The sequence below is a fragment of the Ruegeria sp. D1(2025) genome, assembly GCF_056536425.1.
This window is the reverse complement of sequence record NZ_JBQFPO010000013.1, coordinates 23,126-47,504: the sequence shown is the minus strand read 5'-3', so window position 1 is coordinate 47,504 and position 24,379 is coordinate 23,126. Positions and strand designations below refer to the sequence as shown.

General features: G+C 56.5%; 18 protein-coding genes. 12 read left to right on the top strand and 6 right to left on the bottom strand.

Translation table 11 applies throughout. The annotated features are described in order from the left end of the window. Nucleotides 1-12: 12 nt before the first annotated feature. From ACR1XU_RS20585 to ACR1XU_RS20575, 3 genes are all read right to left on the bottom strand, one after another. Nucleotides 13-330 carry a non-heme iron oxygenase ferredoxin subunit gene (locus tag ACR1XU_RS20585; protein WP_480908427.1) on the bottom strand — a complete coding sequence of 106 codons (318 nt, stop codon included), beginning with the start codon at nt 328-330 and terminating at the stop codon, nt 13-15. Nucleotides 331-333: 3 nt separating this feature from the next. Then, the gene (locus ACR1XU_RS20580) at nt 334-1,290 is read right to left on the bottom strand and encodes a fatty acid desaturase family protein (protein ID WP_480908429.1); all 957 of its coding nucleotides are present in this window, start codon (nt 1,288-1,290) and stop codon (nt 334-336) included. A 156-nt stretch (nt 1,291-1,446) separates the two neighbouring features. Further along, the gene (locus tag ACR1XU_RS20575; protein WP_480812898.1) at nt 1,447-2,532 is read right to left on the bottom strand and encodes a hypothetical protein; all 1,086 of its coding nucleotides are present in this window, start codon (nt 2,530-2,532) and stop codon (nt 1,447-1,449) included. A gap of 95 nt (nt 2,533-2,627) precedes the next feature. Between ACR1XU_RS20575 and ACR1XU_RS20570 the strand changes: the two genes are divergently transcribed. Beyond that, nucleotides 2,628-3,557: a LysR substrate-binding domain-containing protein gene (locus ACR1XU_RS20570; RefSeq protein ID WP_170808145.1), complete on the top strand. Its 930-nt coding sequence runs from the start codon at nt 2,628-2,630 to the stop codon at nt 3,555-3,557. Between the two features lie 98 nt (nt 3,558-3,655). Further along, complete coding sequence (locus ACR1XU_RS20565) at nt 3,656-4,705, top strand: aromatic ring-hydroxylating dioxygenase subunit alpha (RefSeq protein WP_480908431.1); 1,050 nt, start codon at nt 3,656-3,658, stop codon at nt 4,703-4,705. A 44-nt stretch (nt 4,706-4,749) separates the two neighbouring features. Here the strand turns inward: ACR1XU_RS20565 and ACR1XU_RS20560 are convergent, their stop codons facing one another. After that, nucleotides 4,750-5,538 carry a phytanoyl-CoA dioxygenase family protein gene (locus tag ACR1XU_RS20560; RefSeq protein WP_480908433.1) on the bottom strand — a complete coding sequence of 263 codons (789 nt, stop codon included), beginning with the start codon at nt 5,536-5,538 and terminating at the stop codon, nt 4,750-4,752. 438 nt (nt 5,539-5,976) lie between these two features. Between ACR1XU_RS20560 and ACR1XU_RS20555 the strand changes: the two genes are divergently transcribed. The 8 genes from ACR1XU_RS20555 (at nt 5,977) to ACR1XU_RS20520 (ending at nt 14,343) form a co-directional block, all read left to right on the top strand. Further along, complete coding sequence (locus ACR1XU_RS20555) at nt 5,977-7,143, top strand: FAD-dependent oxidoreductase (protein WP_480915656.1); 1,167 nt, start codon at nt 5,977-5,979, stop codon at nt 7,141-7,143. 13 nt (nt 7,144-7,156) lie between these two features. Continuing rightward, a complete protein-coding gene (locus ACR1XU_RS20550) occupies nt 7,157-7,414 on the top strand; it encodes a sarcosine oxidase subunit delta (RefSeq protein WP_480908437.1) in 258 nt (85 codons plus the stop codon). Then, a complete protein-coding gene (locus ACR1XU_RS20545; RefSeq protein ID WP_480908438.1) occupies nt 7,401-10,271 on the top strand; it encodes a 2Fe-2S iron-sulfur cluster-binding protein in 2,871 nt (956 codons plus the stop codon). The genes ACR1XU_RS20550 and ACR1XU_RS20545 overlap by 14 nt, the downstream gene beginning before the upstream one ends. Before the next feature lies 1 nt (nt 10,272). Continuing rightward, nucleotides 10,273-10,770, top strand: coding sequence for a sarcosine oxidase subunit gamma (locus tag ACR1XU_RS20540; protein WP_480908440.1), 498 nt, complete (start codon nt 10,273-10,275; stop codon nt 10,768-10,770). A gap of 186 nt (nt 10,771-10,956) precedes the next feature. Continuing rightward, entirely contained in the window at nt 10,957-11,889 is a 933-nt protein-coding gene (locus ACR1XU_RS20535) for an AEC family transporter (protein WP_170613915.1), read from the top strand. A gap of 242 nt (nt 11,890-12,131) precedes the next feature. Next, on the top strand, nt 12,132-13,226 hold the full coding sequence (locus tag ACR1XU_RS20530; protein WP_480908442.1) for a pyridoxal phosphate-dependent aminotransferase: 1,095 nt from the start codon (nt 12,132-12,134) through the stop codon (nt 13,224-13,226). Beyond that, complete coding sequence (locus ACR1XU_RS20525; RefSeq protein WP_480908444.1) at nt 13,226-13,774, top strand: decarboxylase; 549 nt, start codon at nt 13,226-13,228, stop codon at nt 13,772-13,774. Before ACR1XU_RS20530 ends, ACR1XU_RS20525 begins: the two co-directional genes overlap by 1 nt. Next, on the top strand, nt 13,771-14,343 hold the full coding sequence (locus tag ACR1XU_RS20520; RefSeq protein WP_480908445.1) for a thiamine pyrophosphate-dependent enzyme: 573 nt from the start codon (nt 13,771-13,773) through the stop codon (nt 14,341-14,343). The genes ACR1XU_RS20525 and ACR1XU_RS20520 overlap by 4 nt, the downstream gene beginning before the upstream one ends. A 40-nt stretch (nt 14,344-14,383) precedes the next feature. Here ACR1XU_RS20520 and ACR1XU_RS20515 read toward each other — a convergent pair whose 3' ends face one another. After that, nucleotides 14,384-14,962 (bottom strand): helix-turn-helix domain-containing protein, encoded by a 579-nt coding sequence (locus tag ACR1XU_RS20515; protein ID WP_480908447.1) that lies wholly within the window; start codon nt 14,960-14,962, stop codon nt 14,384-14,386. Nucleotides 14,963-15,594: 632 nt separating this feature from the next. On the opposite strand from ACR1XU_RS20515, the gene ACR1XU_RS20510 reads away from it, so the two are divergent. Continuing rightward, nucleotides 15,595-17,793: an alkaline phosphatase family protein gene (locus ACR1XU_RS20510; RefSeq protein WP_480908449.1), complete on the top strand. Its 2,199-nt coding sequence runs from the start codon at nt 15,595-15,597 to the stop codon at nt 17,791-17,793. A gap of 4 nt (nt 17,794-17,797) precedes the next feature. Next, complete coding sequence (locus ACR1XU_RS20505; RefSeq protein WP_480908451.1) at nt 17,798-19,120, top strand: hypothetical protein; 1,323 nt, start codon at nt 17,798-17,800, stop codon at nt 19,118-19,120. Between the two features lie 42 nt (nt 19,121-19,162). Here the strand turns inward: ACR1XU_RS20505 and ACR1XU_RS20500 are convergent, their stop codons facing one another. Continuing rightward, nucleotides 19,163-24,373 (bottom strand): AAA family ATPase, encoded by a 5,211-nt coding sequence (locus ACR1XU_RS20500; protein WP_480908453.1) that lies wholly within the window; start codon nt 24,371-24,373, stop codon nt 19,163-19,165. Nucleotides 24,374-24,379 lie beyond the last annotated feature (6 nt).

The window sequence follows — 24,379 nt, the reverse complement described above, 5'->3', positions numbered from 1 at the left end:
TCAGCGCGGTTGTCAGAAACGGGCCTGAACCATCCCGTTTTCAACCCGCGTCTCGAACACCCGCAAAGGACGCGTGGCCGGGGCAGACACAGGCTTGCCGTCCCGCACGTCGAACGCACCCTGATGCAGCGGACACTCGATCACGTGGCCATCAAAATAGCCGTCGCAAAGATCGGCCCCGCCATGGTTGCACAACGCCAGCGATGCGTAGATACCGGTTGGCGTATCGTAGACCGCAATCATGCGCGGGCCGATTTCGACCCGCGTGACCCAGTTTTTCTCAAGTTTGGACACCGCGATCACATCGCGCCAAGTTCTTTCGGCCGCCATCGTTCAAACCTCTGCCGCATGTTCGCGGTTGCGCCGCAAGATCTGACGTAGAATGTCGCGATGGGCGGCCAGATACCCGCCATTTTCAACGAAAATATGGTCTTTCAGCTTTTCATGCAGACGGGGCAATGCATGAAACGGCACAGAGGCGACATAGTGATGTTCTGCGTGATAGTTCATGTTCCAACACAAAAATGCCATCGGTGCCGATACCAGGTTGGTCCGGGTGTTTTCCGACATCTTGGCAACAGTGGGCCGCCCGACATGTTCGGTCATGCGCACAAACCGCATGACCGGTTCGCCCAGAAACAACGGAATGATCCAGTACCAGATCAAACCCCACCACCCGGTCAGCGCCATGGCCAAGACCAGTGCGGCATAGATACCCAGCATCATACGTGCGTCCCGAAATACAGCCTTGTGTTCGACCTTCGGGATAAATCGAAGCTCTGCCTCGCTCAGGCGGCCGGATGCATGGCGAAACACCTCTGTGAACTTGCCGCGCCAGTAGGGCAGAGCGGAAAGGTACAGAAAGTACTGCCCCAAGGACTTGGGCAGCGGAATCAGTTCAGGGTCTTCTCCGGTCAGCTGTGTGTACGTGTGATGATCGCAATGCTCGTACCTGAAAAAGCGGTGCGGCAATATGATGATCAGCCCGCAGATCTGTCCCACCAGATCATTCAGCCAGCGGGTCCGAAAAACCGTGTAGTGCACACATTCGTGCTGCAGCGAGAAGTGGTGCACCAGAACGACGCCTTGCAGGAACATGGCAGGCCAAATCAGCCAGCTGTCCCAGGCAAGAGTAATGAGTGTTGATGTAAAGGCAAGTAACAGGACCCAAAGCGCCAGGTGGCGTAATCCCGGTCCGTTCGAACGTTGCATGTAGCTTCTGAGTTCTTCGCGCGTGAGTTTTCCTTCGGCCAGGGCCTGAGTCAGCGGCGTGACGATTGGTTTTGGCATGTGATTTCCACAATTTTTGCCGGTGTGGGGGTCGCGCCCTCTGCACATGATCCGGCACCGGAGACGGGAGTGCTCCGCACCATAAGGCCAACTCGGTCAGGCCTTATTAACAATGGATTATCTAACCAGAGCGTGATTCGATCAAGCCGGGATAGGTCAGACAGCCACGCGCAGCCCGATATCTGGATCGGGATTTGCAAACAAATCAGCGGCGCAGGAATGCCGGGCGAGTATCGACGGACCGTTGGGCAACCTTTCCGCGTGGAAAACACCGTGATCCCAATACGTCGCCCCATCAATCACGATTGTCGGATCAATCACGTTCCAACTGATCTCGCCCGGGGCATATGCTCCGCATGTGTGGAAATGCAGAATGCGAGGATTGCCGAAAGCGGCACCTCCCCAGCGCTCGAAATTTTCCCGCATGTCCCATGGGTATCCGCAGCCGGGATGAATGCCCGCGTGCCAGGAATGTACAAAATTCCGGTCGATGCCGAACTGTCCGGCGACCCGATCATAGTGTGCCTCGGCCCTGGCGGCATTTTCGGGGTCACCGTCAAACCGCGTCAGGCGACCGTTCTCCATCATGGCGAAGACCGGTCTGTCAAATTCCAGTGTATAGTCGTCATAATATTTCGATCCTGTGCCCGTCAGGAAGCTGATGGCCACACGACCGGAAAAACTGTACGCGGGAACTGGTGTGAATACGGACATCGGAAACCGCAAAATGGATGTATCGCCGGTGGGTTTCAAATCCATAATTGGTCGCCCACGCACATCCGATCCCAGAGGGCAGGTGATCCGTACGTCATCCGCCCTGTCCAGAACCGCGTTGACGTCGGCCTTGAGTTCCATAAATGCGTCGTGGTGTCCGTTGGAAAACCCTGAACCCAGAAGCTCCTGGTTCACGGCAAAGCTGACGATAATCTTCTTGCCCTGCGGCATGTCCGAAAACCGCAACTGATCCCCCAGACGCGCCAGAAACAAAATGATGTCCGCGGCCTGAAAACGGGACAGAAGATCGGGCGAAAGATGCGGGTTGTCAGGGTTGAAACCGACATCGACCGCGTCAACGACCAGCCCCAGCTGCTGGGCGGCATTTCTGACCACCTTGACGCAGTCGGCATCAAAATACCCAAACTCCGGGGGTTCATACGCGATCAGCAGCCGGTCGCCTGCGGATGCACGCGCACAGTTCACCAGCAGATTTCGCGCTCCTCGCTCGGGCGTCGTGTCGGACATCAATAACCCCTAATACCTGACTTTAATGAATTTAATGGACGCACGCGGTTCTAATCCATTTGAAAGAAATAATGGCTGGCATTAGGGTGGCTAATATGATCTTGAACCTACCATACTCGGCGCTTCGCGCATTTGAAGCCGTGGTGCGCCATTCGGGCTTTTCGCCCGCAGCAGAAGAACTGGGTGTCAGTCAAAGCGCCGTAAGTCAGCACGTCAGGTCTCTGGAAGAATGGCTTGGCAGAGAATTACTGGTCCGTGGAGCGCGCCAGTCCCGCCCCACGCGCGAGGGTGAGCAACTTGCCCTGGCAATCTCCGATGGGTTAGGGCGCATTTCTGATGTTTGCACGCATTTGCGGGACAAAACCCGTAGTGACCGGACAATCGTTATTTCGTGCTTGCCGGGGTTCGCCTTTAACTGGTTGTTTCCAAGGCTTATTCACTTTGACCTGGCCCACCCGGATCTTTCGATTTCGATTGCCACCGACACCGGGCAACACCCTTTTTCACGCGTCGATGCAGATATCGGGATTCGATATGGACTGGGCGAATACCCCGGGTTTCAGGTCGATTTGTTGATGAAGGAACAGCTGTTTCCTGTATGTGCGCCCGGCCTTCTGCCAAGGCTTCAGAGTATCGAGGATCTGTCCCTTCATACGCTTTTGGTGGATGAAAACCTGCACCATGGCACGGCCAGTCCGACATGGGATTTCTGGGCGCGGCAATGTGATTTAAGTTTGCCTGCCGCACTACGCACGCGCAGGTTGGGGCAGTCGAATATGGTTGTGCAGGCCGCAATCGAAGGGTTGGGTGTGGCGCTTGGTCGTGAGCCTCTGGTTATTGATGCGCTCTGCGATGGTCGCCTGGTACGGCCTTTTCCCCACCTGACGCAATCGCCCCTGTCTTACTGGCTTGTGCGCCGACCCGAAACCAAGGACAGCCAGAAGGTAAGCGAGTTCCTGAACTGGATTCAGGCAGAGGCTCGGGCGCAGCCGGACATACCCGATCCTGCACCGGTTTCAAATTAGTCCACCTTATATGTCGCATTACCAATCCGGCATGGTGAAACGCGGGCAAATTGCCCCATACTGGCGCAAAGCCAACAAACCGAACGGAGATCCGGATCATGTATCTGAAGAACTGCTGGTATGTCGCCGCGTGGAGCAAGGATATCGGCCGCGACCTGAGGGCCGAGACGTTTCTGGGCGAGAATATCGTGCTGTACCGGCAGCAAGATGGAACTCCGGTCGCGTTGGAAGACGCGTGTCCCCATCGCAAGCTGCCGCTCTCGAAAGGCAACCTTAAGGGCGATCTGGTCGAGTGCGGTTATCACGGTTTGACCTTCGACTGTTCCGGCACATGTATCGACAGCCCCACACAACGTGGCATGACGCCCCGGCGAGCGGTTGTGAAATCCTATCCCGTGGTTGATCGGTATCGGCTGCTTTGGATCTGGATGGGCGATCCGGCGCTTGCCGATCCCGACAAAATATTCCCGGTGGAGAACTTCGACGATCCAAGCTGGGGTCTGACCGATGGTGGCGTGATGGACATCGACTGCCACTACCTTTGGGTCTGCGACAACCTGCTGGATCCCAGCCATGTGGCCTGGGTGCACGTTACGTCCTTTGCAGGCGCGGGCACCGACGAAGAACCCCTGAATGTCGAGAAGACGGACCGTGGCGTGATCGTATCCCGGTGGATCGAGAAGAAGCCGCCGTCTCCGTACTATGCGAAACTGGTGTCCTTCGACGGCGATTGTGACCGGTTACAGCATTACGAGATGTGTATGCCGGCAATCGGACTGAACAAATCCATCTACACACCCGTTGGTACAGGTGGATATGACAAGGACCCGGTTGATGAGACATTCATCAATATCTCGTACAACTTCATGACCCCGATTGATGAGGACCGGACGCGGTATTTCTGGTTCCAGCACCGCAACTCCTATCCGGACAATGCCGAAGTTTCGAAATTCATGAATGATGGGGCTCGAATGGCGTTTCTTGAGGACAAAGACGTGCTGGAAGAAGTTCACAAGGGAATGAAATACGCCAAAACGCCCCACATAGATCTTGGCCTGGATGCCGGGGCAAAACAGTTCCGCCGTGTGCTTGACCGCGCGATCGAGGCGGAAAACGCTGCAACGGAAAACGTCGCGAAATCTGCCTGAGGTCGCGGTGAAGGGCCGGAACACCGGCCCTTGCCAAATTCAACTTATGCACTTTCGTAGATAACCGGGAAGCGTCCGCCTGCGAACGGGGCGCCGGGTTGCAGGCTTTCATCATGCAGCCATTCGGTCACCGCATCGCGCGGTTCATAGGTTGCCCCTTTGACTGCAAACCGTATTGCATATCCGCGTCTTCGGCGGGTCGTGGTTCTGTTGCCCATCGCCGAATGCACGGTCATCCCGTCAAAGGCCAAAGCGTCACCGGGCTCCATATGCTCATAGTGAAAGATGTCATAATCTGTGCGGTTGGCCTTAAAGTCCGGCATGTCGATGTATTCCGGGTTGTCCTGCTCAAGATAATGCAAGAAACCACCCAGTTGATCGGTTTTGAACGGTCGGTATTTGGCGCCCCAGGCATGTGATCCGCGCACAAATTCCAGTGCGCCATTGTCAGGATCGACTGGGTCAAGCGCGATCCACATGGTCATGATCGGACCAGACACCGGCCAATAGGGTTGGTCCGTGTGCCACCCGGTCTGGGTCTGTGTGCCGGGCTCTTTCACGAAAATCTGGTCATATATCAACGATGTCCAGGGGCTGCTGGCCACCTCTGCCACACGTTGGCCTATGTCCGAGGTCAGGCAATAATCCTGAAACACGCCCGGCATTTCACGCATGTTTTTGTAGGCAAAATACCGGTCGCCTTTTTGGACTTCGGTGTCCACAGCTTGGCGCAGTTTGGCCAACCACTCCTCGGACAGGATATTCTTCAGCAACACGACACCATCGCGTGCATAGGCTTCCTGAACGGCCTTTGTGTCAATTGTATATGTCATTGCATTTCCATCCACTAAATCCGCCCGAATTGCAGGACGGTTGAAAATGGGCGCGACGCGCCCGGGCTTTCATGGATTCAGGAAGCTGGTGAACTGCGGCAATTGATTATGAAACAGGGCCATTTCGACCGGGCCGACCACTTGCCGGCAAGGCTTCGATGAAACTGTTCAACGCGGCGTATCATGGCGACATCCTAGCCAAACTGGTGTGAATAGTCAGAAAATACGGAAGCAACCCGAGTGGTCCGCCAAAACAACGGTTCGGTTCAGAGGTTCTGGACGCGAAATTTTGGTTGCTTCTTGGTAAATTTGTTTATTGACGAGATTTGACTAATAATAAATATTATTACCATCATGCAAAGGTATTCCATATTCTCGCTCGCTCGGAATGCGTTGTCCGGACACCGCAACTGGCCTCTGGCTTGGCGAAGCCCGCCCTTGAAAGACAGGTATGAGGTCGTTGTGATCGGGGCAGGGGGGCACGGTCTGGCTACGGCCTATTATATGGCGAAAGAATTCGGCATCACAAATGTCGCAGTTCTGGAACGCGGTTGGCTGGGCGGTGGAAATATCGCGCGCAACACGGTGACGATCCGGTCGAACTATATGCGTGACGAGTCGATCCCTTTCTATGTCAAATCTGTTGCGATGTACGAAGGCCTTACGCACGAGCTTAACTTCAACATGATGCATTCAAAACGCACCATGGTTGATGTTGTGCAGACCTGGCCCAAACTGCGGGAGCTGCGGCGGCGCCAACTGGTCATGGATATCTATGGCTCGACCTATGAACAGATCACGACAGAAGAGCTGCGCCGTCGCATTCCGGCGCTGACCGGCGGAGGGCCGGATGCGCGCCTGCCGGTCATTTGCGGCATGGTTCATACCGATGCAGGCGTGAACCGGCATGATGCTGTGGCCTGGGGGTATGCTCGTGCGGCTGACGCCATGGGTGTGGAAATCCAACAACAGACCGCCGTGCAGTCGTTGATCCGCAGCTCGGATGGTAAGATTGCCGGTGTCGAGACCAATCGGGGAACAATACACGCGGATAAGGTTGTCGTGGCGGTGTCGGGCCATACAACGACGCTGACGGAAACCGCAGGGCTAAAACTGCCGTTGCGGACGATGAACCTGACGGCCTTTGTGTCGGAACCGGTCAAACCGCTGGTCGACGTCATAGTGAATTGCCCGGACAGTGGGTTCTATTTCAGTCAGTCCGACAAAGGCGAAATGGTGATCGGTGGCGCGCCGGATATGGGGCAGAGTTTTCGTCGGGACATCAAGCAAAACGTCTTTGAAGACACGGTTGCTTCGATGCTTTCCCTGTTCCCGTCCTTCAAAAAACTCAAACTGATGCGCCAATGGGGCGGGCATCTGGACATTGCGCATGATGCATCCCCCATCATGGACCAGACCGAAGTGCCCGGACTGTTCGTCACGGCGGGTTGGTGGGGCGGATACAAGGCAATCCCGGCGGGCGGTCTGACGCTGGCGCATCTGGTCGCCAAAGGAGAACCGCACCCGCTGATGGCATCCTTCACCCTCGACCGGTTCCGTCATCTTGAATTCGTGATGGAAGCCGGCACCACCACGGCGCGATGAAAAGGACAGGACCATGATGCTGATACCCTGCCCATTTTGCGGCAAGCGGAACGAAAGCGAATTCATCTTTGGCGGTCCGGTCGGGGCGGACCGGCCCGATCCGAATGCCGTCAGTGACGCGGAGTGGGTCGAATACCTGACTGTTGTGCCAAACCCATTGGGACCTGTGCAGGAAAAATGGTGGCACGCGCGCGGATGCGGTGAATGGCTGACGATCTGGCGCGATACCCGGGCACACGAGATTGTGGAGGCGCCCCATGGCACAGCGTAACCGCCTCGCGTCCGGGGGGCGCATAGACCGCAATCGACCTTTGCAGTTTCGGTTCAACGGCAAACGCCACGAAGGTTACGAGGGCGACACTCTGGCTTCGGCCTTGCTGGCCAATGGCGTTCGTGTGACAGCCCGCAGTTTCAAGTACCACCGCCCGCGCGGCATTGTCGGTCATGGCCCCGAGGAACCGTCAACTCTGGTGGAACTGGATGGCGAGGACGCATCGGGCAACCGCCCCGCAACCACCGTACCCCTTCGGGATGGGCTGAGCGCCCGTTCCGTCAATTGCTGGCCTTCGCCCGATTTCGATTTGGGCGGGGTGAACCAACTGCTTGGTCGCTTCATCCCGGCCGGGTTTTACTACAAAACCTTCAAGTGGCCGGATTGGCACTTGTTTGAACCCACAATCCGCAAGGCTGCGGGGCTCGCCGCAGCACCCTCTCAGCCCCCCTCTGCGGGCCGGTTCGAGGCGCGGCACGCCCATGCTGATGTTCTGATCGCCGGAGCAGGCCCCGCCGGCCTGCAGGCCGCACTTGAGGCAGGTCGCGCAGGAAAGCGGGTGTTCATCGCGGATGAGGGACCCGAGGCAGGAGGCAGTCTGCTCAACCGGACGCTGACCATCAATGGGCGACCAGCAATGGAATGGGTGGCCGAAGCAGTTCGGGAATTGCGCAAGATGGACAATGTCACCCAACTGCAAAACGCAACTGTCTGGGCTTATCGCGAACACAACCTGCTGATCGTGAACGAACGGGAGCCGGAACAGAACAGCATCCTGGAGCGCAGCTGGCGGGTGCGCGCAGGTGAAGTGATCATTGCCACCGGCGCCACGGAGCGTGCAATGGTCTTTGCCGACAATGATCGGCCCGGTGTCATGCTGGCCTCGTCGGTTCAGGCCTATGTGAACCGCTGGGGCGTGGTTCCCGGGCAACGTGTGGCCTTGTTCACCAACAACAACAGCGTCTACGCGGTCGCCGCTGATCTGTTGGCGGCGGGTTTGGCTGTTGTTGCAATTCTCGATAGCCGCAAGACGGTGCCTCAGGCGGCGCTGGACAAAGTGCCGGGTATCTCGGTTCATCCGGGGACCGTCGCTGCGGGTGTACGCGGGCACAAACGTCTGCGCGCCGTCCGCGCGGTCGCCGTCGACAGCGGCGCTGAAACATGGATTGACTGCGATGTACTGGGTCATTCCGGGGGCTGGAACCCGACTGTGCATCTGTGGTCGCAATCCCGCAGCTCGCTGCGGTTCGATGACAATCTGGCCGCATTTGTTCCCGAAACAGCGGCCCAGGCTTGCCGCGCCACGGGCGCCGCGGCCGGGGAAATGAACCTGGGTTGGATCATCGACGGCGGCCAAGATCTGACATACGACGTCGAACCGCTCTGGCGTGTCGATGTGCCGGGGCAACGCGGCAAGGCGTTTCTGGACATCCAGAACGATGTCTCGGTCAGCGATGTGCATCTTGCCTTGCGCGAAGGCTATGACAATGTCGAACACGTCAAGCGCTACACGACTGGTGGCATGGGCATCGATCAGGGGAAAACCGGCAATATCAACATCATCGGCACCGTGGCAATGCAAAAGGGCGTACCGTTGCAGGAGGTCGGTACGACAACGTTCCGGTCTCCGTACACTCCGGTCTCCTTCGGCGCGATCGGAGGGCTGCGAGAGTACAGCGTTCTGTTTCCCTATCGTCACACTCCGGTGACACAATGGAACAAAAACAACGGCGCGGTGATGTACGAGGCTGGCGCACGCTGGCGGCGTCCTGGTTATTTCCCAAAACCCGGTGAGGGATTGCAGGAGGCTGTCAACCGGGAATGCCGGGCTGTCAGGGAAGGTGTCGGTGTCTATGACGGCTCGCCACTTGGAACATTTGAACTAAAGGGCCGCGACGTACCGCGCTTTCTCGATTTTCTGTACACGAACGTCATGTCCAGCCTGAAACCTGGCGAGGGGAGGTACGGGCTGATGCTGTCGGATGACGGGTTGATCATGGATGACGGGGTGGCGTTTCGGCTGGACGCGCATCGCTGGCTGGTCTCGACCTCGACGGGCCATGCGGATGCGATCAACCAGCATATGGAGAAACTTCTGCAGACCGAGTTTCCGGACTGGCAGGTGATGATCACCACAGTCACGAGCCAGTGGAACAACGCCACGATCTGCGGGCCGCGCGCCCGGGATGTTATGCAGGCACTGGGTACGGACATTGATCTGTCATCTGACGCGTTCCCTTTCATGTCTTTCCGGGACGGCACTGTTGCCGGGTTTCCGGCCCGTGTCGTTCGTGTCAGTTTTACCGGAGAGCTGTCCTTTGAAGTCAATGTTGCCCCGCGTCATATGGCCGAACTGTGGGACAAAGTGATGGAGGCGGGTGCCCCATTTGGGATTCTGCCGGTCGGTTCGGAATCCAGCCATGTTCTGCGGGTCGAAAAGGGGTTTCTTTCGCTGGGTCACGAAGTCGACGGCACCGTCGACGTATATGATCTGGGGATGGGCTGGGTCATGTCCAAAAAGAAGCCGGACTATCTTGGCAAACGCTCGGTCTTGCTGCGACGCGAAAGCGGGCGCGTTCGCCGCGAACTGGTTGGCATTCTGCCCGAAGACACCAACCAGCAGGTTCCGGAAGGCGCGCCACTGACCCCCGGCGGCCGAAAGGAGGCGACCGAAGGGCTGGTTACGGCCTGCGTCTGGAGCGTGGTAAACGACCGCTGGGTCGGGTTGGCTTTGCTGGAAAACGGACATGCTCGGCACGGTGAAACCGCGTATGTCCGTCTTCGGGACAAGGTCATCCCGGTCACAATCACCAGACCGGTGTTTCACGACCCCGACGGCAAACGTCTGAGGTCCTGAGATGAGCTATGACGTACAATTTGCACGCCAGAGCCTGAGCGCACTTTTCGATCTTAAGGGGCAACCCGAGGCAATCGAAAGCTGGGTCAAGGACCTGTTGCCGAGCTTGCCAAAACAACCCAATACCCGGATCGGGCAAGGGGGCGCCGAACTGTACCATGTCGGCCGAAATCACTGGATCGTTCGGACTGGGCCAAATCGTGAGCAGGAATATGAGGAAAGGCTCAAACCGGCGGATTGCCCGGAAGATATCAGCATCGTACGAATTTCGGACACGCTGACGTTTTTCCGCGTTGCCGGACCCGAGGCGGCCGACGTGATGGCCATTGCCTGTCCGCTGGATCTGAACGAAACCATATTCGGCCCGGATGACGTGACCTATTCCGAGGTGTTTGGCCTGAAGGCGCTCGTGACAAGGTGTGATGGCGGTTTCGAATTCGCAGTCGAACAGAGTTTTGGCGATATGATTGAGGATTATCTGGCCCGGGCGACCGCCTGAAGAAACGGCGGTTCACAGCTTGGGCCTTTGTTCTTGCACCTTAGATAGGGCCACTTAGCGGACCAATTTCCGGAATTCACGAGAATAAAGATCCTGACTTGAAGTCAGAGCGAAACCATCGGTTGAATTGCAATTTCCGGCATGAAAAGGTCCGCTCAATAAGCGCCTTTCGAATTGCTGATTGCCATGCTGACAACGCTGACCTCTATTCTGCCGATCTTTCTGATTATTGCCCTTGGGCTGGCCCTTCGGAAAGGTGGCATTCCCAGCACGGACTTCTGGAACCTGAACGACAAACTTGTCTACTGGGTATTGATGCCATGCCTGCTGTTCAGCAAGATCTCAATGTCGCCTTTGGACAAATCAGCGCTTGGGCTTTATTCGGCCACGATCCTGGGCGGGTTTGTTGCTGCACTGATCTTTGCGGTTGTCAGTACGCGCCTGATGGGTTTCGCGCCGCCGCAGGGGACATCCATTTTGCAGGGCAGTGCCCGGCACAATTCCTTCATAGGACTTGCTCTGGCGGCAAACCTTTTCGGTCCGGCCGGGTTTGACATCGCCATTCTGGCTACGGCGATCCTTGTTCCGATCACCAATATCGTCATGGTGATCATGCTGGTCGGTTCTTTGAAAAGCGACAGAACCACGAGTCTGCCGCTGGCCATTCTGCGTGAACTGGCCCGCAACCCCTATGTCATTTCAATCCTGCTGGCAGTGGGTGCCAACCAGCTGATCGGAGACCGGATTCCGGTGGTTCACGATGTGGCCGATGTTCTGGGTGCGGGGGCGCTGCCTATTACTCTGCTGGCCGTTGGCGCAAACCTGAGAGTCCGCGCAATGGCTGCCAGCACAATACCCCTGATCCTTGCGTTCACGGGCAAGATGGTGGTTTTCCCTGTCGCGGTTCTGGTAATCGGACTGGCCGTCGGACTGCCGCAGAACGTGCTGCAGATCGCCGTGGTTTATTCCGTTGTTCCGACGGGTGCGTCCTCTTACACGTTGTCAAAACAACTGGGCGGAGATGCGCCTTTGATGGCGGCGATCGTCACGCTACAGACCCTGATAGCTGCGGTCAGTATACCGCTTTCATTGGCGATACTGCTTCCGATGGCCGGGTAATACAGTTCCAAGCGACCCTCGCTGAAGTTTGCCCAAAAGCCGTTTGCCCTTTGGGCTGTCGTTTCATGCCTTTCAATTCCAACCCGATGCCGCAGGTATCCGGGCAAACAAGCGTCGCGCCGCCTTCATCCATGAAGGCTTACTTTATTCATAATATTTTTGAAATTGAGTTGCTAAAAAGTGAGTATTGTATGATAAAAGTAAGCGCCACCTACCCGGCCAGTGACTGCTGGAGGACAACAATGACAGTAGCCTTGGCGAAATCAGGAATTTCGCGCATCAAACCCCACATGGTCGCAGGGGCGATTGATGCATCACCTCCACCGTCTGTCCTGCTAAATTCCAATGAAAGCGCGTTTGGTCCCAGCCGTTTGGCCCGGACCGCCGCGCAGGCAGCCACAAGTTCAATCGAACGGTATCTGGAAAACCCCGATCTAACTCTCGCCCCGGCCATCGCTGAACATTTCGGCCTCGATGCCACGCGGATCACAACCGGGCAGGGATCGGACGACCTGCTGGCACGGCTTGCCCGCGCTTATCTGGGTCCGGGTACTGAATTGATCCGCAGCGCGAACGGGTACCTGAAGGTCCCGAACTATGCGCACGCCAACGATGCAGGCGTCGTGTCGGTTGCGGACGATGGTTTCAAACCCTCTGTCGACCGCATGATCGAAGCCGTGACCGAACGGACCCGCATCGTCTATCTGGCCAACCCGGAAAACCCCGCAGGCACGTATCTGAACGGCTCTGAAATTCGCCGCCTGCACGCCGCCTTGCCAGACAATGTACTGCTGATAATCGACGCGGCGTATGAAGAATACATCGATGCCGAAGATTACGAGCCAGCGCATATTCTGGTTGAAGAGGCCCAAAACGTGGTCATGTGCCGTACATTCTCAAAAATCTACGGTCTGGCAGGCGCGCGCGTGGGCTGGTTGTATGGGCCTGACGACATCGTCGATGTCGTTCGCAGGATCGGGCTGACCTTTCCGGTTGCTTCGCCTTCGGCAATGGCTGCGATCGCCGCATTGGAGGACACAGCCCACACTCAGTATGTTCGCGATGCCAACCGCTTGGGCAGGAACTGGATCACCGCCGAGATGCAGTGGTTGGGACTGGACGTCATCCCCAGTCAGGCAAATTTCGTTCTTGTTCACTTCCCGGATGGCAACAAGTCAGCAGAAGCTGCGACACGCGCGCTTTTGCAGCACGGCATTGCCGTGCGGCGGTTCGCATCGCCAGCGTACACGGACTATCTGCGCATTACAGTCGGGCATATGCATGAATTGAAAATTGCACGGGACGGAATTGCCAAATTCCTGAACGGTGGCGTGTAATGGGTATGTCTTCCGGAATTACGGTGGACGCGCCAAAGGTTGCATACCCGTCGGGGCGCGCGATCATTGCGCAGCTCAAGGCCGCACAGGTTCAGGAAATCGTCGCCCTTCCGGATATCGTCACCAGCGACGGTCTGTTGTGGCCCGTTTCCAAGGATCCCGATTTTCGACTAACGCGGATCTGCAAAGAGGATGAAGGTGTCAGTATTTGCGGCGCCATGTCCTACAATGGAACCCGGGCCGTTCTGATGATGCAGCAGACAGGGTTGATGGACTCCCTGAATGCAATTCGTGCGATCGGGATGGATTATGAATTGCCCGTTGTGATGATGGTTGGTTTGCAGGGCAAGGAACCACATGTGCACCCGGATCAATCTTCCTCCTACGGTGTTCGGATAATCCGCCCTGTCCTTGACGCGATGGAGGTAACGCATTCGCTGATCGAAGAACCCGGCGACGAAACCCACATACCGCAGGCCATCGCAATGGCCTATGCATCCTCGCAGCCTCATATCTTTCTGATCGGCAGACCTCCGGAGGTGTCATGACGATGCGTCGCGACGAGGCGCTGCGGGCGCTGATCCCCCAGATTCATGACAGTGACATTGTAGTTGCAGTCTATCAAAGCTGCTTTGACTGGCTGGCCCTGAACCCGCGAGACCTGAACTATGTCGCCGTTGGCGCGATGGGTCAGGCATCGTCCCACGGGCTGGGATTGGCACTGGCCAATCCGGACCGGAGCGTAATTGTTCTTGATGGCGACGGCAGCCTGCTGATGAACCTCGGGTCGCTGGTGACGATCGCCGGCGCTGGCGTGTCGAACCTCTATCACTTTCTTTCGGCCAATCGGGTTTACGAGGTGAACGGAGCGCATCCGTTGCCCGGCGCTGAAAAGGTCGACTTTGCTGCAATGGCCTGGGCGGCTGGCTATGCCGGGGTTCAGCGATTCACCAATGTTGACAGGTTCGCCGAAGCCGCGCCGCAGATCCTGTCTCTGGCAGGCCCTCAGTTTGTTTCGATGGAGGTCACGGCAGGAACCTCCTATCCCAGAGACTACGCATACATTCACAGTGCAGAGGCACGTTCGACTTTTCGCGCAGCACTCAATCGCCGATAGCTGCAAGGCTCGGCCTCACAGGCCGAAGCTTGGCAGCGCCCTATTGCGGGCGGGTTGAGACCGTAATGAACTCGACAGCATCAGACAGGATTTCACTGAAGCCGTGCGGAAGCTTGGCATCAAAACTCAGTGTATCGCCCGCCGACATCTGGAAATTCTCTCCTCCGCAACGGTAGGTGGCCTGACCTTCGATCATGTAGATGAACACATGACCTTCGTGCTGATAGCTGGGCAAGTTGCCGGATTGCTCTTTTAAAATGCGAATTCGCGCAGACTGAAAAATCCCCCCGGGTGCCGAGTGCTTGCCCAATAGGAGATAGTCATGCGCATGCCCCTGCGTGATGCGCCGCGCGGGCAGGCCATCGCCAACGCGCGCGTGATGAACATCTGCGGCGATATCCGACCGGGCAAACAGCGCCATCAGCGGCACATCCAGAGCATCCGCCAAAGATTGCAGTGTCGACAGCGAAGGCGAGACGTTGGCGTTTTCGATCCGGCTGATCATCGCAGTGGATACTTGCGCTCGAACTGCAAGATCGCCCAGCGTCAGTTCCCGTTCATGCCGCAACCGCTGAAGCGTCTGACCGACTTCACTTTCAGTGTCGTTTTTCTTTTCCACTTTCAACGCTGCCGATCAGGTTATCCGGGGCACGAGATTGGCACAGCATCGACATCCTTACCAGTGCAGGATTCACAAAAAAGCATTGTCGCGAGGCTTATTGGTCATCCGTTGCTCCGATTGGATTTTTGCAATCACATCACGGTGATTCTTTTCACTTTCGGCGGAACAAAACCGGTCTCTCGCAGGTTTGAGCATCCACAAATGAAGCTTAATGATGTTATCAATCTTTATCACTCGCCCGCGTATCGGACATGATGGTTTTCGGATGCTCAATTCGTTTACCGGAAAACCCGGCACCACCCCCATCTGCCGATGACAACAGAATTACGTTCACACGGCAGACCTTTGTTCTGTAATGCAATCTTGAACGTAGGTCGTCGTCTTGGGACGTGGCCCACGGCAATCGTTTTTGTCGACGGAAAACTGGCTGACAGTCTATTGGGTCGGTTTCCGGCGCCTCATAGCAGCGCAACTCAAAGCCAAAAATCCACCCCCAGCCAAGCGCGGCTCATTCGGACGTCAGAAGATTTTTCTTTTTGATTTGGCGTATTTGTTGCAAATTAGTGAACAAATCGTTTCCCATTTCTCTCTTTTTTCAGTTTTTGACCCCGCATGGATTGGACGGAAACATGGCCGAGAAAGACTTTATCGCAAATGCAGCACCAACCTATCTGATTAACCAGGCCAACAGCGGCGACACTTACAGCCTGTGGCGGCTGAACATGAATCTGCCTGAGCTGTTCGAACAGATCCTGTTGTCGCCCGGATCAAACTTTCCATCCAGCACAAAGCTGTGTCCGATCGGTGGGTATATGCTCTCCTATGATCTGTCGCAGCTTCAGGACCCAAAAGATCCCCATGTTCCTTATGATCTGTTCGAATTTGACCCGACCAACCCCGACCCGCTGAGCGTTCAGCCTTTGCAATCGGGGAAATGGAAGCAGCACAAATTCTGGCAGTATTTCGATCACTATACCTGGGATGCCTCTGAAACGGATATCGTGCAGCTTGTGCCCATGACGGGATATGTCATGGCCTATATGCCGACTGCTGCACGCGGGACATACATGCTGTGGAATTTCGATCCCGCACCCAGCCCGATGTCGCCGCCCGACCCGCTGCCTACCTCGATGGGGCCGCAGGATGCCTTTGCCGAGATCACCGGCGGTAGCGCATTGCTGCCCATGGGCAACTATGTGCTGGAATGGATCGCGGATCATTCGAAATACCGCGTGTGGAACTTTGATCCGCAAAACTGGCATCCGTTGTCGATGCCGACGATATCTGAAGGCACGCGCCCGGACATTGATGCCTCGCACCACCTAATCGCCATGGGTGAGAACATTCTGGACATTGCGCCCGGAGATGGGAGTTACCGGCTTTGGGGGTTTGATCCTTTCCTTCCCGACCCGTTTGTCGGCCCCCTGAAACAGGGCGCCTTGCCTCAGGGGTTTGATGTGTCCGGTCAGCTGACTCCGGTACAGATGCCGATTCCCATTGATGCGGCCAAAGCCCTTGTTCCCGGCACGATGGATTTCATGCGCACCAATATCGAACATGTGGTCGTCTACATGCTTGAAAGCCGGACAATGGACAGTGTTCTGGGCTGGCTATACGAGGCGGACGCACCCCACCTGAACTATGTGAACGCGGAACCGCCGTTCAAGGCAAACTCAAAATCCTATACAAACACTTACAAAGGCACCCCGTATCCAGTGCACCAGTATGAGGATGGCAAGCTGAGCGATCAGTTCGTACTCTCCTCGCCCAAGATAGATCCGTTTCATTCGACAGCCGACAGCATTCAGCAGCAATACAGCGGCGGTTTTCCTGCCTATCAAAGCGGTGCAGTGCCGGACATGGGCGGATTTGTGTCCAACAACCTCAGCCCCGAAGCAATGAGTTCGTTCAGCCCGACACAATTACCGGTGCTGAACGGTCTGGCCGAGAATTACGCGGTGAGCGATTATTGGTTTTCACCCATGCCGGGCGGCACAATTGCCAACCGGGGTTTTGCCCTGTCGGGATCGAACTACAACATTACGGTAAACTGCGAAGGTGAGCCGCAATACACGCAATACGCAGAGCGGCCCTTGCGGCAGCCGATCTGGAAAGTGCTTCAAAACAACGGCCATCAGGACTGGAAGATTTATTACTCGGTGGAATGGGAGAACCAAGTGTTCACCTATCACCTGTATATGCGCAATCAGTTGCCCAGCGTGGACAAAAGCAAGTTTCAGTACGTGCAGCCGCTCAGCACATTCATTGCAGATGCGAAGGCTGGGATGCTGCCGAAATTCTCGTTCCTCGAACCCGCCTGGATCGCACCAAGTGGCGCGACCTCGTATCATCCCGGTGCTTCCGGCGACATGGTTCCGGGCGAGCGCAAACTGAAAGAGATCTACGAGGCGCTGAGGGCCAGCCCGCAATGGGACAAAACCGCATTGGTGATCACGTTCAGCAAGGGCGGAGGAATGTACGACCATGAGGCACCACCGATGGCACAACCGGCCTGGCCGAGGGATGTGAACGACGGGTTCAAGTATGATGTTTTGGGCCCGCGTGTTCCGACAATAGTGGTGTCGCCGCGAGTGAAATCCAACACGGTGTTTCGCAGTGGCCAACCGCAGCCGTATGAAGGCACCTCTCTGCTGTCGACGGTTTTGGACTGGCACGGCATCCCGCGTGCGCGCTGGGGCTTGGGCGATCGGGTACAGGCGGCACCGACTTTTGAATCCGTGTTTGAACTGAGCGATCCGCGCACCGATCACCCTAAGCTCTCGGTGCCTTACGACAAGGACTATCCGCCTATCGGTTCGGATGGCTGATCCGATGGCTGAGTTTTCCTATTCTCTGGGGGCGGTGGAGCTGTTGAACGAACTGTTCCCACCTGCCGAACTTGCCAATTCCGATCTCGGGTTGACCGACCGCGAAAGCGTGATTGCGCATTACACAAGGAACTCGCTTGAGGCTGACGGGTTTTCCTCGGGCAACGTGCAGGTCACAAAGTCAGGCGGGCAATACCGGGTTTCGATCTCGGCTGATCAGCCGGAAGCGGCGTTGTCTGTCTTTGCCGAACACCATCAGAAACTGTTCGCGCCGGATGCCGCGGGCAAGGCGGTCGCGGGAAAAAACCTGTTGCAGGACCTTGGGGTCTGGAACCCGATGGCCGGTTATCCGGTCAACAGCGACAAGGACGACGGCCTGTGCAAATGGCATCTCTTCCCGCCACTGGGGCTGAACGTCCTGGGTCAGCGGGGTTTGTTGCTGATGCATTACCCGCCGTGGCAGGTGTTGCAGCAGGGTACTTTTCTGGAGTGTATGACCATGCATCGCTGGGATACCGTGTTGCGGGCCAGCGGAATTCCCGCGGATGACGTGAGTTTTTACCGAACCATTGTGGATGTAAATCCAATCGCCGCGCCCGGTGCAGGTCAAAGCGAATACCCCAATGACTATTTTCCCATCATGATGGCCTCGGGCTTTTTCGATGGCCCGCCCGAGCGCAGCTATATCCGATCGATGCTTAACCTCTATCTGAATGGGCCCAACGCAACAGGTGAGCGTCACACGCTGCCGCTGCTGGTCTGCGGATCACCTCTTTATGATCCGCAGGCTCCCGGCTGGTTCAGGGTCGCGTTCAAGGATGATATGCCGAAAGACGAAAACGGCACGCCGGAAACGCCGGTCTTGCAGGTCGGGAAAGTACGGATTTCCCCCGACGACCCGCGCGAGACACCGTATATGGTTGCCAATCACATGATCGCGGCAGGAGTGACCGGAAAGTGCACGGACTGCGCGAAAAAGATACCGGATATTCGGATGTACGAGGCGCAGGATTTGGTGGCTGCGTCCTTTTTGTTTGAATACACCAAAAACCCCGATATCGAGCCAGAGCAGGCAAAGGAGAATGCCTGCCAACGCTGGTTCGGCAACACCAAAGGGCTCGGGCCGCCCAATCCCGGTGACCCACACGACGCGCAGGTCATGTGCGCGCTGGCCCAGATGGACTTGTTCTATTGTCCGGGACCGCCGCCGCACCCGAAATACACGTTCGACGAAGCGATGGCGCGGTGCGCCAGAGCTGGGAACGAAACCTGCGGGTGCAAGATTGCGCCTCCGTCCGGACCGAAGAACAGCATGACACACAGCTAGCGAGGCGTCCAAGAACGGGACAATTGATGTCTTTCATGTACCTCAGGTGTTTTCGTCCTGTTTCAGACCAGTGATTTCGTATGTTCTGACGGGCGCCCCGATGCCGCGCAGTTCAACCGTTCCATGTTCGACGCAGGCGATTTCGGGTTTGATCCGGTCATACGTATCCTGCGAAATCAGAATGCTACCGGTGCGCGCAGCGTTTTCAAGGCGCGAGGCCTGGTTCACAGCGCGGCCAATCAGGGTATAATCCATCCGGGTCTCGCTGCCAAAATTGCCAACGGTGCAGTATCCGGTATGAATGCCCATGCGGCATTCCAGAGGTTTTCGGATGCCTTCTTTCAGCCACTCCTCGCGCAGCGCTCCAAGTCTGTCACGCATGGCAATCGCCATTTTGGCGCATGCAATGGCATCATTTTCAGGCCCGCGGGTTTCCGGATCGCCAAAAAAGATGACAATTCCGTCGCCGACAAACTTGTCGATGGTCGCGCCAAAAGACAAAGCAACTTCGGACATCTCTGACAGGTAATGGTTAAGCAATGTCTTCAGATCTTCGGAACTCATCTGTTCGGCAAGCTCGGTGAACCCGACCAGATCCGAAAAGAAGATCGTCAAAAGCTTGCGCTCTGACGTCAGTCTGACCTCTTTCCTGCGATCGAAGATCGATCGATAAACCTGCGGTGACAGGTATTTGGACAGCTGGTTCGCGACGGCTTCCAGTGCATTTGTTTTCTGACTTAGCTCAGCGGTGCGCTGTTCGACCTTCTGCTCAAGGTCGACATAAAGTTTGGCGTTCTCGATCGATATTGAGGCTTGCGCCGTCAGCAATTCGGCAATTGCAACCCGCTCCTCCGGGAATGCTCCGGCGGCCAGGTTGTTCTCCAGATAGGCAATCCCGGAAAACCGGTCGGAACGGATCACCGGAACACACATGACCGAGCGGATTTGGTTCCTGACGACATAAGGATCAATGCCATACCGGGGATGGTCGGCTGCATCGTCGAGAACCAGAGGTTTCTGGGTTCGGGCCACATAATTGACAACAGACATTGCAAGGGTATCGGGGTCGGGTTCAAACTGAGTATTGCGTGTTTCCAGGTCGCCCTCTTCCTCGACGCATTCAACTTCGGCCAGCAATTGATCGTCATTCATTGACAGGAAAACGCCACGCTGCGCGCCCGTGCTTTCCAGCAGAATGCGCATTGTGCGTGACAGCAGATTGCTCAACACGATTTCGCCCGAAATCGCGCGGGCCGCATTCATGACCGCCTGCAAGTCCAGAGCGCTGTGCGAGATCGAGTATCCGCTGTTTTCTGCATCCCTGTCCCCCGATGAACGGGCTGGTGCGATGAGTTGAAGGGTGGGGTTTTCGGCATCCATCACCTCAACCTTCCGCCTTGCACCCCATCGGTGGTAGAGGCGGCGGGCAGCGTCCAGATGCGCATTGGCCGCAAAATTCTGGCCGATCTTCTCAAAGGCCGACGACGCGAGTTCGTGAATCATGGCCCGGTCGCGGGTAAACCCGTTCTCTTCGGCACATGCGACGGCCCGGGTATAACACGACAGCGCATTCAACATATCGCCCTGCAGGCGCGCAAACTCTCCGCGCATGGCAAGGTCGAGATGGCTGAAATTCTCGGGGTAGTGCTGGGCCCAGTCGGCCATATGTTTGGCGTGATCCTCCATCTTCTGCCAAAGATGCGATTGCTCGTCCGCAGGGGATGTCTCGTAAATTGCGGAATGGGTCAGAAAGGCCAGAAACCGGAACCGAACGGATTGCGGCAGCGACATGACACTGTCCATCAACCTTTCCTGCGCGGTCACGTGCGGAACGGCCCCCTTAAAGTCGCGGTACAGGCAGTAAAGTTCGGTCTTATAAATGTGATAATTCGCGACACCTGTCATGAACCCGCGCTCGGTCATTCTATTCAGGCAGGAAACTTCATCGAACGTCTCATCGCTAAGTGAATACAAATCCCGGGTGTTGCCTGCGAAATTCTGCAACATCTGCAGAAAAAGACTGCCTGAATCGTAGCTGTCCGCATAGTTGCAGTCTTTGACGATCACCATGTATCGCGACTGTTCGGCAATTGCGGTTTCAAGATCCAGACGCGGGTCCCAGATGATGCAATCCTGAGCGTTATAGGCTAGATACAACAGATCGCCCGACTGGTATCCCGCCTCCAAGCCACGGGTGAACCATTCTGTCATTGTGCTCCAGTGGTGGCCCCAGTGGTGGATGAACATCGTGTAGACGTAAATAATGCGGGATTTCAGCGCGATGTCGTCATATGCCTCGTTCATTGCAAGCGAGAGCTTGCCGAACTCGATCGCTTCAGCAGGGCGGTTCATGCCCCCGCACAGCAACATCCCGTACGTCGAGTAGGCAAAGGCGGTTTCGGCCGAGTTTCCGAACCGCAGCGACAGGTTGACGGATTTCAGGATCAAGAGACGGAACAGGTTTCCGGCACCTGACAGAAAGGCCGCAGGAAAGATCTCCATCAACAGCCCGACCGCCGTTTCCATATTGGCGTCCGTCATACGGCCCGCGTTGATCAGATCGGCAATCTCCCGGCCTGCCAGGTTGACCGAAATTTCTGCGATTTCTGCTTCAACCTCTGCATCCGAGACGTCCGCCGTGAACCTGATCCCAAGAAGGGCCAGACCTTCCAGGGCGGAATCGATGGAATCTTTCATCCGGCCCAAGGTCGAGTAATGCCTTGTTCTCATCGACAAAACGCGCGCCTTGTCCAGCGAGGTCCGAAGGTTTTCCAGCGCGCGCGACAACTCGGCATCGGCCTCGTCATGCAAGCCGTTCAGATAGGCGGTTTGTGCATAGAGCGATGATAGCGATCTGGTCAGCCCATAGGCCTCTTGCCACGGGTTCGAAGGAAGGAGGGACCGGGCAATACGCAAATAGTTCAAAGCCACCTGATACGAGGACGCATTGTGCGCAATGCGAGCAGCCGCCAGGTTCAGCTCCGCAAGTTCGCGTTTGTCATCTTTCCGGGTGATCAGATCGCGGGCCACGTTCAGATGGCGAACGATCTTGATCAGGCGTTCGTTTTGCGGCTCATCCGTGTCTTCGCTCTGCAAAAGTCGTCCGATCGACAGATGAACAGGCTGTTTTTCGGCGTCATCAATCAACTCGTAAGCGGCCTGATGCAGACGATCATGCTGGAACCGGTAGCGCGGGTTGACTGCCGCATCTGCCCTGGCGTCCGTCAGAGCTGCGGCCTGATCGAAAAGCTGGTAGCTGTCGTCCAAGGGCAGGATGATGTTGCGGGCTAGGGCGCTCATCAGGGATATGCCCAGCTGCTCTTTAGAGCGCTGATGAATCAGCGACAGCTTGGCCATGTCGAACTCGTGTCCGATACAGGCGGCCATGCGCAACGTTTCCTTGGTGTCATCCGGAAGTTTGTTCAGGTTTCCAATCAGGAACTCGACAATGTTATCGCCAATTTCGGCCTTCCTGATCGCAGCCAGATCCCATGTCCAGCGGCCATGTGTGCGGTCAAAATTAATCATCCCATCGTCGAACAGGGATTGAAGCAGTTCCTTTACAAACAGGGGGTTGCCTTCGGTTCGTTGAAAAAGAACAGCGCCAAGCTCTTGCGTGTCCGCCTCATCCGTTCGGAATGTCCGGGCAACTATCTGGTTCACGACCGCCTGATCGAGCGGCGGCAAGGTCAGATCATGTACCGTCCGTGTCTTGGCAACCTCCTTGCGCATCAGGCTCAGCAGGTGGCCGCTGTCCACTTCATTCTCGCGATAAGCGCCCAGAATAAGCAGATGACCGATGTCCCGGGCCGTTGCCATTTTCTGCAAAAGGTTAAGTGTCGGTGCATCACTCCATTGCAGGTCGTCAAGATACAGTACCAGCGGGTGGTTTTCATCCGCCAGCAGCCTTACGAAGCTTAGAAATGTCAGTTGCAGCCGGTTCTGCGCCTCGGTCGGAGGAAGGGTCGGGACCGGCGGTTGCGGTCCGATGATCAGCCCCAGATCCGGCAGGACATCCAGCAGAACCTGCGCGTTTCGTCCCAATGCGCCGACTATGTTTGATTTCCACGTCGCCAGTGACTCTGGCGGTTCCGCCAGCAGTTCCTGAACCAGCCCGGAAAATGCAGCGGCAATGCCGCTATAAGGTCTGACCCTTTCAAACTGGTCAAACTTGCCGCGCAGGAAAAAGCCGCGCGCCTCAAGAATTGGCCGGTTCAGTTCCGCGACCAGCGCGGTTTTCCCAACCCCTGAACTGCCGGAGATCAGGCATAGCTCGGATGCGCCGGCCTCTACCTTGGCAAGCAATTGGGTCAAGTGTTCCAGCTCGGCATCGCGTCCGATCAGCACTTGCGGAACACGAAACGTTTCGGACGTGTCTCGCTGCGCGATATCAAAGGGCGCAATTTCACCTGTGCGCGAGAGGCTTCGGCGGCAGATCTCAAGATCGTGCAACAGACCAAACGAGCTTTGGTAGCGGTCTTCAGGGTTTTTGGCCAAAAGCCGCAGCACAATCTCGATCAGCGTCGCTGGAACATATGCCCCGGCATCATCCGGGACACGTGGCCGCTTGGCGATGTGCGCATGGACCCATTCAAGTTGCGTTTCGGCCCTGAATGGCAATTGCCCAAACAAAAGTTCAAAGAATACGACACCAAGAGAATAGAAATCTGATCGGTAGTCGACATCGTGCGAAATCCGTGCGGTGTGCTCGGGCGAGATATAAGGCAGATGGCCCTCGATCAGTTTCGAAGCGACTTTCCCCTGATGTTCCCGCGACAGTGCCGTCGCGATTTCGAAATTCATCAGCCGGACGCTCCAGTCCGTGTCATCCAGCAGAATATTCTGTGGTGCGATGTTTTTGTGAACCATACCGCGCGCATGGATGGCGTCCAGCGCAGTGGTAAGCCGGATTATGATGTCGACAACACGCTCAAGCGGCCATGTGGCGGTTCGTTTGGCGCGCAGGTAGTGCGACAAGGTCCATCCGGTCGCGGGGCTGATCATGACCGGGGCACCATTGCCAAGGAAGACCATATCCGTGACCGGGATAATCCCGTCCAGGCTGCCTAGCTCGTTTAACAGCCAATACTCGCGTTCCAGCCGCTTGGCATCCCGAATGTCGGGGAACTCGGCAGACAAGGTTTTGACAATCGCCGGCTGTCCGCTTTTGCTGTTGCGGGCATGAAAAAGCGAACTTGCGTAAAACGCCTCGATCTGCTGTTCGATCTGGTATCCGGCGATCTCAAGATGCAAGGCAGA

Coding starts and splice junctions, on each gene's coding strand:
- ACR1XU_RS20570 (WP_170808145.1), top strand. CDS start 2,628: ATGATCTTGAACCTACCATACTCGGCGCTTCGCGCATTTGAAGCCGTG.
- ACR1XU_RS20575 (WP_480812898.1), bottom strand. CDS start 2,532: ATGTCCGACACGACGCCCGAGCGAGGAGCGCGAAATCTGCTGGTGAAC.
- ACR1XU_RS20550 (WP_480908437.1), top strand. CDS start 7,157: ATGATGCTGATACCCTGCCCATTTTGCGGCAAGCGGAACGAAAGCGAA.
- ACR1XU_RS20520 (WP_480908445.1), top strand. CDS start 13,771: ATGACGATGCGTCGCGACGAGGCGCTGCGGGCGCTGATCCCCCAGATT.
- ACR1XU_RS20565 (WP_480908431.1), top strand. CDS start 3,656: ATGTATCTGAAGAACTGCTGGTATGTCGCCGCGTGGAGCAAGGATATC.
- ACR1XU_RS20525 (WP_480908444.1), top strand. CDS start 13,226: ATGGGTATGTCTTCCGGAATTACGGTGGACGCGCCAAAGGTTGCATAC.
- ACR1XU_RS20560 (WP_480908433.1), bottom strand. CDS start 5,538: ATGACATATACAATTGACACAAAGGCCGTTCAGGAAGCCTATGCACGC.
- ACR1XU_RS20585 (WP_480908427.1), bottom strand. CDS start 330: ATGGCGGCCGAAAGAACTTGGCGCGATGTGATCGCGGTGTCCAAACTT.
- ACR1XU_RS20505 (WP_480908451.1), top strand. CDS start 17,798: ATGGCTGAGTTTTCCTATTCTCTGGGGGCGGTGGAGCTGTTGAACGAA.
- ACR1XU_RS20580 (WP_480908429.1), bottom strand. CDS start 1,290: ATGCCAAAACCAATCGTCACGCCGCTGACTCAGGCCCTGGCCGAAGGA.
- ACR1XU_RS20535 (WP_170613915.1), top strand. CDS start 10,957: ATGCTGACAACGCTGACCTCTATTCTGCCGATCTTTCTGATTATTGCC.
- ACR1XU_RS20530 (WP_480908442.1), top strand. CDS start 12,132: ATGACAGTAGCCTTGGCGAAATCAGGAATTTCGCGCATCAAACCCCAC.
- ACR1XU_RS20510 (WP_480908449.1), top strand. CDS start 15,595: ATGGCCGAGAAAGACTTTATCGCAAATGCAGCACCAACCTATCTGATT.
- ACR1XU_RS20545 (WP_480908438.1), top strand. CDS start 7,401: ATGGCACAGCGTAACCGCCTCGCGTCCGGGGGGCGCATAGACCGCAAT.
- ACR1XU_RS20540 (WP_480908440.1), top strand. CDS start 10,273: ATGAGCTATGACGTACAATTTGCACGCCAGAGCCTGAGCGCACTTTTC.